Below are 12,523 nucleotides of genomic sequence, written 5' to 3'. Positions count from 1 at the left end.
GCCTAACTAATGAGCTTGGCTAACGACCACTCGTATGACCGATGTCACCGGCCCGCGGTGACTGGCCCCGAACTTTACCCGCGGTCCCGACATGGTGACCCACCGACGGTCTGGTGGCGGCCCACCAGGGGCTGGAGGCGGGCGAGCCCGGGCCGGTCAGCGGGGCGTCGTGTCGCCCAGTGCCGCGGCGCAGGCGGCGAGGTCCGCACGGAGCCGCTGCTGTTCCGCGACGCTCAGCGAACGGATCATGCGCCGTTCGATCTCGGCGACGACCGCGCTGGCCTCGGCGAGGACCCGGTGCCCCGCCTCGGTGAGTTCGGTTGGCAGGGCGCGCCCCCGGGTGGCGGTGGACGCCCTGGTCAGCAGCCCGCGTTCCTCGAGCCCGAGCAGCACGGCGTGCATCGACTGCCGGGTGACGAAGGCGCCGCGGGCGAGTTCGGCCGCCGACAGCCCGGGTCGCTGACGGAGCAGTTCGAGGCAGGCGTACTGCGGCACGGTCAGTCCCAGCGGCCGGAGCCCGGCGTCCATCGCCGTACGCAGCGCCGCCGCCGCCTGCTTCAGCGCGTACCCCACTGACAGGTTGAGATCTCCCACGCCTTGCGCCATGTCAACATCCTGACATACTCTCGGACATGTCAGGACTTTGACATACCCGTCGAAGGAGCCAGCCATGACCGTGACCGGGCCCGACTTCATCGCGCTACAGGTGCGGGACGTCGACGCCGCCGCCGAGTTCTACGAGACCCGCCTCGGGATGCGCCGCGCCCCGGCCAGCCCGCCCGGCGCGGTGGTGTTCGCGACGAGCCCGGTGCCGTTCGCCGTACGGACCCCGCTCCCCGGCCTCGACCTCGACACGGCCACCCCGCACCCCGGTGCCGGAGTGGCGCTGTGGTTGCGAGCCGACGACGCGCAGGCACTGCACGACGAGCTGGCGGCCGCCGGCGTGCCGATCCTCACCCCACCGGTCGACGGCCCCTTCGGCCGCACCTTCACCTTCCGCGATCCCGACGGCTACGCCGTCACCGTGCACGACCAGGGCTGAGGCGAGCCGACCATGCGCGAGCACACGACCGTGCGGACGGTGGCCGGCCCCTGGTCACTGGCCACCAGCCGCACCTTCTGGGAGGGCTTCGCCCCGGCGGCCCTCCCCACCCGACGCGACACGACCGACCTGCGGACCGTCTTCCTGGTGGACCGCGACTGGTCCCGCGCGAAGGCGACCGTGCACCAGGACGGCGCCACGGCCCGCATCACGGTGACCGGCGAGGGCGACCTCGACGCCGCCGCCACGCAGGCCGCCCGGTTTCTCGCGCTCGACGTCGACGGCCGGGGATGGCCCGCCGTCGGCGACCGCGACCCGGTCATCGGTGCGGCGCAGCGAAGCCTGCCGGGCCTCCGCCCGTGCGGCTTCCACTCGCCGTACGAGGCGGCCGCCTGGGCAGTGCTGTCGCAACGCGTCCGCATCGCACAGGCCGCCCACCTGCGTCGTGACCTCATCCGGCGGCACGGTCACGCCGGCGCGTTCCCCGAACCCGAGCGGCTACGGGCACTCGACCTCGACCTGCCCGGCCGCAAGCCCGAGTACCTGCGCGCCGTCGCCGAAGCCGCCCTCGACGGCCTGCTCGACGGCGGCCGCCTGCGGGACATGGACGCCGAGACCGCCGTCGCACAGGTGCGCCAGGTGAAGGGGCTGGGCCCGTTCGCCGCCGAACTCGTCGTCCTCCGCGGCGCCAACCACCCCGACGGCCTGCCGCGCCACGAGTCCCGCCTCGACGCCGAGATCGTGGCGCGGTACGGCGCCGGCACCACCCTGGCCCACGTCGCCGAGGCGTGGCGCCCCTACCGCACCTGGGCCGCGTTCCACCTTCGCGCCCTCCGCGAGCGACGCAGCTGTGCGTAGCCGCCCGGGTGGGTGGCCGCCCGCGGGTGCTCGCCGCGGCTGCGGGGCGGTACGTCGTGGCGTTCCCGCCGCGCCTACCGCGTCGGGGAGACCAGGATCGCTAGAACACCAGGCTCTCGATCGGGCCGCGCAGGAAGTGGAGCACGAAGAGCGCCGCCACCACATACAGCAGCGGGTGCACCTCCCGGACCTTGCCCCGGGCGGCCTTGAGCACGACGTACGAGATGACCCCGGCCCCGATTCCGTTGGAGATCGAGTAGGTGAACGGCATCAGCACGATGGTGAGGAATGCGGGGATCCCGATCTCGTAGTCACGCCAGTCGATCTCCTTGACCGCGGTCATCATCAGGAACCCGACGATCACCAGCGCGGTGGTCGCCGCCTCGAACGGCACCACGACGACCAGTGGCGTGAAGAACATCGCCAGCAGGAACAGGCCGCCGGTGACCAGGTTGGCCGCACCGGTCCGGGCGCCCTCCGCGACCCCGGCCGCGCTCTCGATGTACGACGTGTTGCTGGACGTGCTCGCCGCGCCGCCGGCCGCCGCCGCGATCGAGTCGACCAGCAGGATCTCCCGGGTACGCGGCGGCATCCGCTGCTCGTCGAGCAGGCCGGCCTCCTGGCCGACCGCCACCATCGTCCCCATGGTGTCGAAGAAGTCGGTCACCAGCAGGGTGAAGACGAACATGATCGCGACCAGCCAGCCGGCCCGCTGCCACGACCCGAGCAGGTTGAAGTGACCCAGCAGGGAGAGGTCCGGCAGGTCCACCACCTTCTCCGGCAGCCGCGGCACGTTCAGCGACCAGCCGGACGGGTTCGGCTGGCCGTTCACCACCGACGGACCGACCTTGGCGATCGCCTCGACGATGATCGCCAGCACGGTCGCGGCGAGGATGCCGAGCAGGATCGCACCCTTGACCCGGCGTACCACCAGCACCAGGGTCAGCAGCAGACCCAGCACGAAGACCAGCGCCGGCCAGGTGACCAACTTGCCGCCGATGCCGAGCCCGACCGGCACCGTGGTGTTCGCCGCGTCCGGGATCCGCCGGACGAAGCCGGCGTCGACCAGGCCGATGATGGTCAGGAAGAGCCCGATCCCCACCCCGGTCGCGGTCTTGAGCTGCGTCGGGAACGACCGGAACACCGCGGTACGCAGCCCGGTCAGCACCAGGACCGCGATGATCACACCCTCGATCACCACCAGACCCATGGCGTCGGCCCAGGTCATCTGCGGGGCGATCTCGTACGCGATCAGCGCGTTCACCCCGAGGCCGGCGGCCAGGGCCAGCGGGAAGCGGCCCACCACCCCCATCAGGATCGTCATCACCCCGGCGACCAGGGCCGTGGCGGCGGCGATCGCCGGGATCGCGAGCTTCGCCCCGTCCCCGTCCACGGCGCTGCCGAGGATCAGCGGGTTCAGCACCACGATGTAGGCCATCGTGAAGAAGGTGACGAGGCCGCCGCGGACCTCGCGGCCCAGCGTCGAACCGCGGGCGGAGATCTCAAAGAACCGGTCGAAGCGGTTGCGGGGTGCCGGACCGCCAGCGAGAGCGGTCGTACCGCCCGGGGCGGGGTTGCCGGCGGCCGTGCCACCGGACTCGGCGGCGGGGGTGGCCGCGGGGTCGTCCATCAGATCCTCGCAGGTGAGGGGTCATGTGCCGAACCGCATGGTGCCAGATCGTCGGGCGCGCCGGCAAAGACTTCCCGGTTGCTGTGCCTGCTCAGGGTGGCCGTACCCTGGTTTGCGTGCCCGACGAGCCGCGCCCTGCGCCACCCGCCTCCGGGGACGCGGCGCGGGTCGACACCGGGGGCGCGGCCCGGCCCGGCCTCGGGGATGCGGCCCGGCGCGCCCCGGGCGGGGCACCGATCGAGCCACTCGACCCGCCGATGGTGCCGTTCGCGGTCGCCGGCATCGTGGTCTGGGCCGTCGTCGGTCTGGTGCTGCTGATCTTCTTCCGCGACTGGCTCGCCGCGCACGACCACGAGAACTGGCTCTGGATCTGTCTCTCCGGCTTCCTCTCCGGCTTCGTCGGGCTTGCCGTGATGCTCCGGCACGACGCCAACCGCCGACGCCGCCGTGCCGGCCGCTGACCCGGCCCGCCCGGGTACGGCTACCCCGCGACACCCGGGTCCCCGGGCCGGGTACGCGACGCGGCCGGCGCGGCTGTGCCCGCGGCCGTACCGGAACCGGCTCAGCCGTGCCCGTACGGCTCCGGCGGCTCGCCCGACTCGACCGACCCGGGCGCCCGGCTCACCGTGATCGCCTCGACCTCGCTGTCGTCGTAGACCGTCGGGAGCTCGTCCACCGGAGCCTCGGAGGTCTCCACCAGCGTCTCCGAGTGGGCCCCGCACCCGTGGTCGGCGCTGACCACCCGCCCGTCGTCGGGCGCGTACAGGTTGCCGCAGACCCCGAACGCCTGGCGGAGCGCCCCGGACAGCGGGAGATAGAAGCCGCAGGTCCCGCACCGGGCGGTACGCGGCGCGGCGACCGAGATCGGCGCGCCGGGGCCATGGTCGCCGTCGTACCACCGCTGGGCGGTTTCGGTGCGGCCCTCCCGGGACATCACCCGGACCCGGCCGAGCCCCAGCTCCCAGGCGGTCTCCTCGACCGCGGGGTCGTCGGAGAGGAGGTAGCCGGGGGCGAGTCGCTCGTCGTCCGGCGGGGTGGGGAGCAGGTCGCCGACCCCGAGGTCGCCCGGCTGCAGCCGTTCCTGCCAGGGCAGCCAGCTCGGTGCGAGCAGGGCGTCCGGCCCCGGCAGCAGGGTCGTCTCACAGATGGTGACGTGCCGGCTGCGTGGCACGCGGGTCACGGTCACGGCCCACCGCCAGCCCCGGTATCCGGCCAGCCGGCACTCGAAGAAGTGCGTCACCAGCCGGTCGCCCTCGGCGATGGCACCCAGGTGCTCGCCGACGTCGGCAGGCTCGACCTCGGTGATGCCGGCACGCGCCACGTCGACGGCGTTGGCGCAGACCTGGTCGAGCCGAGGTGCGCGAGTGCTGGTCCTGGTCACCCGCCTATTCTTGCCTATCCTTGACGTCGGGTCGGCGGCACTCCCCGGCACCGTTCAGGCAGAGATTTCTCGGCACGAAACCGACGGTCACCGACCGAATGGGCGAGGATGGTGCTCATGCCGCTGTTCACCCGGTCCGGGGGGTTCCTCCTACGTGCCGTCGGCACGATCGTGCGCGCCGTCCGGCTGCTGCTGCGGGCCGGGTTCGGCAGCGTGCGCTGGACCGGTCGGCGGGTCGCCCGGGTCCGAGAGAAGGGCGCGGGCGGCGAGGCGGGCATGATCCGCCTCTTCGACCTGCACGCCGCCTCCTGCGCCGGCGACACCCTGATCGCGATCGGCCTGGCCGGGACGATCTTCTTCAACGCCCCCCTGGGCGAGGCGCGCAGCAAGGTGGCGCTCTACCTGCTGATCACGATGGTGCCGTTCGCGCTGCTCGCGCCGGTGGTCGGCCCACTGCTCGACCACTTCCGGCACGGCCGCCGGTACGCCCTGGCCGCGACCATGCTCGGCCGGGCCTTCCTGGCCTGGTTGATCTCCGACTACATCCACGGCTTCGGGCTCTACCCGGCGGCGTTCGGGGTGCTGGCGCTCTCCCGGGCGTACGGGGTGGCCCGGTCGGCGGCGGTGCCCCGGCTGCTGCCGGAGGGGATCGGGCTCTCCCAGGCCGGCGCCCGGGCGAGTGTGTACGGCTCGATCGCCGGCGGGGTGGTCATCCCGATCGGACTGGCGGCGTTCTGGTTCGGTCCACAGTGGCCACTCCGGGTCGCCTCGGTGATCTTCCTGGTCGGCATGGTGATCGCCCTGCGCCTGCCGCCCCGGGCCGACTCCGACCCGCCGGAGACCGTGCCCCGGGCCTTCCAGGCGTTCCAGCTCCGCCGCGGCGGGCGGGAGCGGGCGCTCAGCCGGGGCGGCCCCTCCGGGCGGCTGGTGATCGCCGCCCTGGTCGGCAGCGCCACGCTCCGCGCCCTGTACGGCTTCCTCCTGCTCTTCCTCGCCTTCGCCATCAAGGCCGGCCACCTGGACAGCACCCTCTTCGGTCGGGAACTCGGCGACGAACTCGCCCTCGGGGTGGTCGGCGCCGCGCTGGGCGTCGGCGGGTTCCTTGCCACCGCCCTCGGGACGCGGCTGCGGATCCGCCGCCCGGTCGCCCTCCAGGCCACCGGCCTGGTGTTGGCAGCCGGGAGCGGGGTGGTGGCCACGCTCTGGTTCTCGCTGGCGCTCGTCGCCCTGCTCTGCCTCCTCACATCCGCGGTGAGCGGCATCGCCAAGCTGGCCGGCGACGCCACCATCCAGGAGCGGGTCCCGGAACGGCTCCGGGCCACCGCGTTCGCCCACTCCGAGACGATCCTGATGCTGGCCTTCGTGGCCGGCGGCGCGCTCGGGCTGATCCCGATCGACGGCCGGATCGGGGTCGGGGTGTTGGCCGGTCTCGCGGTCGTCGCGGCGGGCTGGGCGATCGTCACCGCCGCGCGGCTGCGCGGCAACCGGCTCTCCGGCCGGGCGCTCGCCGACGCCGAGCAGCCCGACGAGGAGCAGCCCGAGGGCGAGAAGGGGCCCGCCGACGTGCGGACCGGCTCCGTACCGACCGGCCGGGCGGAGCGCACCGCCTCGGCGGGACGGGTCACCGACGGACACGCCGACCGGAACGGGTCCGCCGTGACCGGGCGGCCGGCGAACCGGCGTCAGCCCGGAGGTCCCCGGACCGGGGGCCCGGCCTCCCCCGTCGCGGCGGTCACCCCGTCGGTACGGGGCCGGGCCAGCGAGCCCCCGGACGACCGCGGTGCCGAGGACGAGTCGCTGGCACCGCCCGGCTACCACATCTACCGACCCTCCTCCGCCGTATCCGACCGCGGCGACGAGGACTCCCGCCGGCCGACCCGGGGAGGCCCGTAGTGCGCGGTCGGGTGCTGCTCGTCACCGCGGTCGAGGCCGAGGCGGAGGCGGTCCGGGCCGGCCTGGTCACCGACGCGGTGACGGTCGCGTCGGTCGGAGTCGGTCCGGCCGCGGCCGCCGCCGGTACGGCCCGGCTGATCGCGCTGGCCGAGGCGGGCGGGGAGCCGTACCGGGCGGTGATCAGTGCCGGGATCGGCGGTGGCTTCACCGGTCGGGTGTCGGTCGGCGGGACGGTGCTCGCCACCCGTAGCGTCGCCGCCGATCTCGGCGCCGAGTCGCCCGACGGCTTCCTCACCCTCGACGAGCTGGGTTTCGGCGCCACCACCGTCTCGGCCGACCCGGAGCTGCTGGCCCGGTTGAGGAGCGGTCTGCCGTACGCGGTCACCGGCACCGTGCTCACCCTCGGCACCGTGACCGGGACCGCCCAGACGGCCGCGGCGTTGCTCGACCGCTACCCCGACGCGGTGGCCGAGGCGATGGAGGGGTACGGCGTCGCCGTCGCCGCGACCACCGCCGGGCTTCCCTTTGCCGAGCTGAGGACCATCTCCAACCCGATCGGGCCGCGCGACCGGGCCGCCTGGCGGATCGACACCGCCTTCGCCGCCCTGACCAGCGCCGCCGCCGCACTCGGCAAGGAGCTGTCTGGCTGAGCGCCGGGGGCGGCGGGTGACACGCGGCGGGTGACACCGGCCGGGACACCCGAGGCGGGGCGTCCGGTGGGCGCCGGATGACCCGCGGTCGGCGGAGCGGAGCGCCGTCAGCGGCCGGCGAGCCCCGCGGCGGGACACGGGGCCGGGGATCAGGAACGGGTCCGACTCGTCGTCGTCTTCGACCGGGGCTCACCACTCGTCCACATCAGGGCCAGGTGACTCGCGACGATCAGCATGGGGGCGGTCCCCTGCACCACCCCCGGCGGTCCGGTCCACGGCAGATCGTCGATGCCCCAGGTCGGGGCCCCGGCGATGCTGAGTGCCAACAGCACGGCCAACAACAACGGCACGGCGCAGCCGGACGTCCGGCCCCAGACGATCGTCGCCACCGCGGACAGGGTCGCCGCCACCAGGCCGACGCCCGCCAGTACCACCGCCAATCCCTCGGCGTACGCGGCGCACCAGACGCCGACATCGACGTTGTTGGCCCGGGCCCAGTCCGCGAACTCGAAGTAGCTGACTGCCACCCGACGGTCGCCGAATCTCAGTTCGATCCACGGCTGCATCAGGAACCCGATCACCATGAGGAGCGCGGCTCCGGCGACGACCAGCAGACGCCAGATCTGGGAGATCGCGGCGATCTTCGGCGTCTCCGGCGGCCGCCCCGCCGGCCTCGGCGGCGGAGCCGGCGCCGGGACCGCCGGGGACTCCGGGGATGCCGCCTGCCCCGGCACCACCGGCACCGTCCCGGCCGGCGGCGGGGCGGGGGCGGGCGAAGGTGCTCCGGAGCCGGCGTCGTCCATGGTGGGCAGTGGGTCCACCACCGGGAGCTGCCACCCGTCCAGGGCTTGTGGTGTCCACCGAGTGCCGTCGAACCAGCGCAACGGTTGGCGGCCCGTCGGATCGGGATACCAGCCCGGGCCCATGTCCGCCTCCCGTCGCAGATCGGCCCGCCGGTGGCGTCGGGAACATCGGACCACGCACCGGGGCGTCCTCGCTGGACCGCGAGCCGCCACGCCCAGCCTAGTACCGCAACGGCACCGTCAGGGGGTGGCCGTATCGTCGGTGGTGGCACGGGCGGGCTGGTGTTGACACCGTCGGCGCCATATCGGCAGGTCGTCGCCCACCATCGACATCCGTCACGCGACACACAACGAACACGCGCACCGCTCGACACGCTCAGTGCCCACTCGCTTGCAGTGCTGTTGGTATATTCGTCGATTGACAACGCTTGGCGGGTGGCGTTGTCCGGATCGGTCTCTGCGGCCTGGGTGCGGGCGAGGGAGACGAGATGAGCCAACCGGTGCGGGTGCACGTGCCCGGGTTGCGGTCGCTGGGCGGCGAGATTGTCGGGCATGGCGCCGAGCTGATGCGGAATGTCAGGTCGGTCGAGGGGCGGTTGGCGGCATGCGGTGCGGTCGGCGGCTGGGCGGCCGCGGAAGCGGCTCAGCGGGCGGCCGATGGCTGGCAGACGTATCTGCGCGGGCTCGCCGGTCGGATCGAGGCGGCGGGGCAGGCACTGATCGACGCCGCGAACAACTACCAGGGCTCGGACGAACGGGCGGGCCAGCGACACGACCGGGTCCGGGCACGGTGAGGCGGCTGTCGGCCCGCCACGGCGTGTCGCGAGGGAGGACGGCGTGGGCGGGATCACTTTCGAGATGCTGCTGAACGCCGATCCGGAGGTGTGGCGGCGGGCGGCGGCAGCGTGGGACCAGTTGGGCCGGTCGACGGACGACCGGGCGGACGCTGTCACGCTGTCGGTGCGGAAGGTTCCGGACGTGTGGGAGTCGGGGCCGGCGGCGACGAAGGCGCAGGAGTACTGCGACGGGTTGCGCAGGGAGCTGGACGCCGTGTTTCCGCCGGTTGTGACCATCGCGCAGACCCTGGCACAGCACGCCAACGACGTGTCGGAGCTGCGCGGCCGGGCGCGGGAGCTGGTGGAGCAGGGCAGGCAGGCCCACGTCACGATCAATCCGGACGGGTCGATGACGGTGGACCCGGCGCACTCCAACGAGTGGACGGCCCGGTCGGTGTCCCAACTGGTGTGGCAGCGCGACGCCCTGCTGAGGGAGGCCGCCGAACTGGACGCGCGGGCTGCCCGGACGATCGCGGAGAACACCGCCACCGTTTCCGGGACGCCGATGGCGAGGGTGGACCGGTCACGCGTTCCGGCCGCGGGGACCGATCCGGCCGTGGTGAAGCGGTGGTGGGACTCGTTGACTCCCGCGCAGCGGCGGTATGTGATCGCGGAGTATCCGGAGCTGATCGGAGCCTTGGACGGGGTGCCGGTGGCGAGCCGGGACGTCGCCAACCGTATCGTGCTGGACCGGGAGCGGGACCGCCTCACCGCCCGACGCGACGAACTGGACGCCGCACCGCGGCCACCCCGCCGGCCCCGAGTCCACCCGCCGGGAGGCGTACCTTCGGTCGATGGTCGAGCAGGGTCGGGGCGCCGAGTTGTACCCGGGTGAGTCGAACAAGGTCGGTGCCGCGCTCGCCGAGCTGGACCGGATCCGGGAGGAACGGGAGCGGATCGACCGCACCCTGCGCGGGCTGAACGCGATCGACAGCAGGTTGGACGACCCGAACAAGCCCCGGGCGTATCTGGTCGGGCTGTCCACGGAGGACGATGGCAGGGCGATCGTCTCGGTCGGGAACCCGGACACGGCGGACAACGTGGTGACGTACGTGCCGGGGACCGGGGCGGAGTTGTCGAAGGTCGGCGGCGACATCAACCGGGCCGACCGTATGGCCGCCGACGCGTTGGAGACCGACCCGTCGGCGGAGACGGCCGCGATCATGTGGCTCGGCTACGACGCGCCGGACTCGGTCGTCTGGAACGCACCGTTCGACGGCTCGGCCGAGGGCGGTGCCGGGGAGTTGGACCGGTTCCAGGACGGGCTGCGGGTGACCCACGACGGTGAGCCGTCCCGCAACGTGGTGTTGGGCACAGCTATGGGTCGACGGTGATCGGACACACCGCGCAGCAGGGAGACGGCATCAACGCCGACGCCGTGATCTTCGTCGGCTCGCCCGGGGTGGACACCAACTCGGCGAGTGACCTCAAGGGGGTGCCGACCTCGGAGGTCTGGGCCACCCGAGCCGAGCACGACATCATCAGACGGGTGCCGGACTGGGACATCGCACACGGCAACGATCCAACCCGGGAGGACTTTGGCGGGCGGGTGTTCAGCAGCGACCCGGGCGATCCGGACGACGAGGGCAAGACCCACTCGGCGTACTGGAACGAGGGCAACCGGGCCCGCCGGAACATCGCGCTGATCGTCACCGGCCAGACGGACAAGGTGGCTTGATGGGCGGCAGGGGCTGGCGGAACGTGCTACTGGCGGTGGTCGCCGGGCTCGCCCTCACGGGGTGTCAGGAGGAACGGGGCATGCAACCGACGATCACCGCAGAGCAGGCGGCCCAGCGGGTGGAGGAGCTTCTCCAGGAGGCGTACGGGCAGCTTCCTCCCGGGGCCGAACTGGAGACTTTCGACGAGGGCCCGCTGCCGTGCGACGACCCGACAGACGGCGGCCCGGCCGGCCGGGTCTACTACGAGAAGCGGTACCAGGTGATCTTCCCCGCGGGCTGGCCTGCGGACCAGGCGCTGCCGAGGCTGGCTGAGTACTGGGGTCAGCGCGGTTACCGGACCATCGACGACCTGCGGGACCACCCTGATCCGCGGTTGGTCGTCGAGCGCCCCGACGACGGGTTCCGGGCCATCATCTCGGTGTGGAATCGGGACTCCGGTGCCATCGACATCTACCTCACGGGCAGCTCGCCCTGCGTCTGGGAGCATGGCACCCCCGACCCGCAGTGACGTGCTGAGCTGGCCACAGCCCAACCGGTGCGGTCCGGGGCGGTGTACCGGGGATGTCGAGGCCCTGGCCGCGCGGACGGAGGAGAGCCAACACGCCCCACCGCAGGAGGCACCCGCCTCCTGGCTCCGACACCACCTCGACCTCGTCACCCCACGACGCGACGTGATCGGGGTCACGACGAACACGAGCACCGCTCAACGCACTCCGTGCCGCTGTCGTACCAGTAGCGCCACCACGACGAGCCCGGCCGGTCGTATCCACCGCCGTGACCGGTTCGCCGTAGCGGTGCTGGTCCGCGCCTCCGGCGTACGGACGTGACGCGTACGGACGTGACGTGGCCCACCGGCGACGGGGCGGCCCGCGACGGCCGGCGGGAGGCGGGGACTACGGTGGCCTCGTGGCGCTCACCCTGGCGATCTCGCCCTGTCCCAACGACACCTTCGTGTTCCACGCCCTGGTGCACGGGCTGGTGCCCGGCGCGCCGCCGGTCGAGGTGACCTACGCCGACGTGGACGTCACCAACACCGCCGCCGAACGCGGGGCGTACGACCTGGTGAAGGTGAGCTACGCCGCGCTGCCCTGGCTGCTCGACGACTACCACCTGCTGCCCTGCGGCGGGGCGCTGGGGCGCGGCTGCGGGCCGCTGGTGCTGGTCCGGGACGAGCGTGCCAAAGATCCCGACCTGACCGGCGCCACCGTCGCGGTGCCGGGCGACCGGACCACGGCGTACCTGCTGTTCCGGCTCTGGTCGGCGCGGCGTCCCCCGGCGCGGATCGAGGTGGTGCCGTTCCACGAGATCATGCCGGGCGTGGCGGCCGGCCGGTACGACGCCGGGCTGGTGATCCACGAGGCGCGGTTCACGTACCCCCGGCACGGGCTGACCGCCCTGGTCGACCTCGGCGAGTGGTGGGAGGGCGACACGGGGCTGCCGATCCCGCTCGGGGCCATCCTGGCCCGCAAGGGCGTGGTCGACCCGGAGGCGGCGGCCGGATGGATCCGCGACTCGGTCCGCCGTGCCTGGGCCGAGCCGGCGGCAACCCGTGACTACGTCCTGGCGCACGCGCAGGAGATGGAGCCCGACGTGGTGGACCGGCACATCGGGCTCTACGTCAACGAGTTCACCGCCGAGTTGGGCGCCGAGGGCCGGGCAGCGGTCAACGCCCTGCTCGGCCGTGCCGCCGCGGCCGGCCTGACCCCGCCGGTGGCGAGTCCGCTCGGCTGACCCGCCACCGGTCACGAGCC

Annotated in this window: 15 protein-coding genes and 1 pseudogene; 11 read left to right on the top strand and 5 right to left on the bottom strand. The window is 73.2% G+C overall.

The features are described 5' to 3' along the window. Window positions 1-156 precede the first annotated feature (156 nt). Window positions 157-606, bottom strand: coding sequence for a MarR family winged helix-turn-helix transcriptional regulator (locus EF879_RS03890; protein ID WP_123554656.1), 450 nt, complete (start codon window positions 604-606; stop codon window positions 157-159). Window positions 607-670: 64 nt separating this feature from the next. Here EF879_RS03890 and EF879_RS03885 point away from each other — a divergent pair, with 64 nt between their 5' ends. Then, the gene (locus tag EF879_RS03885; protein ID WP_123554654.1) at window positions 671-1,042 is read left to right on the top strand and encodes a VOC family protein; all 372 of its coding nucleotides are present in this window, start codon (window positions 671-673) and stop codon (window positions 1,040-1,042) included. A 12-nt stretch (window positions 1,043-1,054) separates the two neighbouring features. Continuing rightward, window positions 1,055-1,900 carry a DNA-3-methyladenine glycosylase gene (locus EF879_RS03880; protein ID WP_123554652.1) on the top strand — a complete coding sequence of 282 codons (846 nt, stop codon included), beginning with the start codon at window positions 1,055-1,057 and terminating at the stop codon, window positions 1,898-1,900. A gap of 100 nt (window positions 1,901-2,000) precedes the next feature. Here EF879_RS03880 and EF879_RS03875 read toward each other — a convergent pair whose 3' ends face one another. After that, window positions 2,001-3,530 (bottom strand): NCS2 family permease, encoded by a 1,530-nt coding sequence (locus tag EF879_RS03875; protein WP_123554651.1) that lies wholly within the window; start codon window positions 3,528-3,530, stop codon window positions 2,001-2,003. Between the two features lie 257 nt (window positions 3,531-3,787). Between EF879_RS03875 and EF879_RS03870 the strand changes: the two genes are divergently transcribed. Next, a complete protein-coding gene (locus tag EF879_RS03870) occupies window positions 3,788-3,991 on the top strand; it encodes a DUF2530 domain-containing protein (protein WP_123555368.1) in 204 nt (67 codons plus the stop codon). 101 nt (window positions 3,992-4,092) lie between these two features. On the opposite strand, the gene EF879_RS03865 is transcribed toward EF879_RS03870, so the two are convergent. Then, complete coding sequence (locus EF879_RS03865; RefSeq protein WP_123555364.1) at window positions 4,093-4,929, bottom strand: DUF3027 domain-containing protein; 837 nt, start codon at window positions 4,927-4,929, stop codon at window positions 4,093-4,095. A 99-nt stretch (window positions 4,930-5,028) separates the two neighbouring features. On the opposite strand from EF879_RS03865, the gene EF879_RS03860 reads away from it, so the two are divergent. Further along, a complete protein-coding gene (locus EF879_RS03860) occupies window positions 5,029-6,804 on the top strand; it encodes an MFS transporter (RefSeq protein WP_123555366.1) in 1,776 nt (591 codons plus the stop codon). Beyond that, entirely contained in the window at window positions 6,804-7,454 is a 651-nt protein-coding gene (locus tag EF879_RS03855; protein ID WP_233604200.1) for a futalosine hydrolase, read from the top strand. Before EF879_RS03860 ends, EF879_RS03855 begins: the two co-directional genes overlap by 1 nt. Window positions 7,455-7,603: 149 nt before the next feature. On the opposite strand, the gene EF879_RS03850 is transcribed toward EF879_RS03855, so the two are convergent. After that, window positions 7,604-8,278 carry a hypothetical protein gene (locus EF879_RS03850; protein ID WP_233604199.1) on the bottom strand — a complete coding sequence of 225 codons (675 nt, stop codon included), beginning with the start codon at window positions 8,276-8,278 and terminating at the stop codon, window positions 7,604-7,606. A 33-nt stretch (window positions 8,279-8,311) separates the two neighbouring features. After that, window positions 8,312-8,380 (bottom strand): annotated as a pseudogene (locus EF879_RS28710) (DUF2510 domain-containing protein); the annotation flags it as partial. 365 nt (window positions 8,381-8,745) lie between these two features. On the opposite strand from EF879_RS28710, the gene EF879_RS03845 reads away from it, so the two are divergent. The 6 genes from EF879_RS03845 to EF879_RS03820 all read left to right on the top strand — a co-directional run bounded on the left by EF879_RS03845 (window position 8,746) and on the right by EF879_RS03820 (window position 12,503). Then, window positions 8,746-9,051, top strand: coding sequence for a hypothetical protein (locus EF879_RS03845; protein ID WP_123554647.1), 306 nt, complete (start codon window positions 8,746-8,748; stop codon window positions 9,049-9,051). 43 nt (window positions 9,052-9,094) lie between these two features. Next, the gene (locus EF879_RS03840; RefSeq protein WP_123554645.1) at window positions 9,095-9,928 is read left to right on the top strand and encodes a hypothetical protein; all 834 of its coding nucleotides are present in this window, start codon (window positions 9,095-9,097) and stop codon (window positions 9,926-9,928) included. Beyond that, entirely contained in the window at window positions 9,888-10,427 is a 540-nt protein-coding gene (locus EF879_RS28475; protein ID WP_123554643.1) for an alpha/beta hydrolase, read from the top strand. Before EF879_RS03840 ends, EF879_RS28475 begins: the two co-directional genes overlap by 41 nt. After that, entirely contained in the window at window positions 10,424-10,771 is a 348-nt protein-coding gene (locus EF879_RS28470; RefSeq protein ID WP_123554641.1) for an alpha/beta hydrolase, read from the top strand. Before EF879_RS28475 ends, EF879_RS28470 begins: the two co-directional genes overlap by 4 nt. Then, window positions 10,771-11,280, top strand: a complete 510-nt coding sequence (locus EF879_RS03825) for a hypothetical protein (protein WP_123554639.1) — start codon at window positions 10,771-10,773, stop codon at window positions 11,278-11,280. Before EF879_RS28470 ends, EF879_RS03825 begins: the two co-directional genes overlap by 1 nt. A 398-nt stretch (window positions 11,281-11,678) precedes the next feature. Next, on the top strand, window positions 11,679-12,503 hold the full coding sequence (locus EF879_RS03820) for a 1,4-dihydroxy-6-naphthoate synthase (protein ID WP_123554637.1): 825 nt from the start codon (window positions 11,679-11,681) through the stop codon (window positions 12,501-12,503). The last annotated feature ends 20 nt before the right edge of the window (window positions 12,504-12,523 follow it).

The sequence above is a fragment of the Micromonospora sp. HM5-17 genome (genome assembly GCF_003762835.1).
Lineage (GTDB): Bacteria > Actinomycetota > Actinomycetes > Mycobacteriales > Micromonosporaceae > Plantactinospora.
This window is presented reverse-complemented; position numbering and strand designations above follow the sequence as displayed.

What these genes read in the sequence shown, in the direction of transcription:
- EF879_RS03890 (WP_123554656.1), bottom strand. Translation starts at nt 606, where the DNA reads ATGGCGCAAGGCGTGGGAGATCTCAACCTGTCAGTGGGGTACGCGCTG.
- EF879_RS03845 (WP_123554647.1), top strand. Translation starts at nt 8,746, where the DNA reads ATGAGCCAACCGGTGCGGGTGCACGTGCCCGGGTTGCGGTCGCTGGGC.
- EF879_RS03885 (WP_123554654.1), top strand. Translation starts at nt 671, where the DNA reads ATGACCGTGACCGGGCCCGACTTCATCGCGCTACAGGTGCGGGACGTC.
- EF879_RS03880 (WP_123554652.1), top strand. Translation starts at nt 1,055, where the DNA reads ATGCGCGAGCACACGACCGTGCGGACGGTGGCCGGCCCCTGGTCACTG.
- EF879_RS03825 (WP_123554639.1), top strand. Translation starts at nt 10,771, where the DNA reads ATGGGCGGCAGGGGCTGGCGGAACGTGCTACTGGCGGTGGTCGCCGGG.
- EF879_RS03870 (WP_123555368.1), top strand. Translation starts at nt 3,788, where the DNA reads ATGGTGCCGTTCGCGGTCGCCGGCATCGTGGTCTGGGCCGTCGTCGGT.
- EF879_RS28475 (WP_123554643.1), top strand. Translation starts at nt 9,888, where the DNA reads ATGGTCGAGCAGGGTCGGGGCGCCGAGTTGTACCCGGGTGAGTCGAAC.
- EF879_RS03875 (WP_123554651.1), bottom strand. Translation starts at nt 3,530, where the DNA reads ATGGACGACCCCGCGGCCACCCCCGCCGCCGAGTCCGGTGGCACGGCC.
- EF879_RS03860 (WP_123555366.1), top strand. Translation starts at nt 5,029, where the DNA reads ATGCCGCTGTTCACCCGGTCCGGGGGGTTCCTCCTACGTGCCGTCGGC.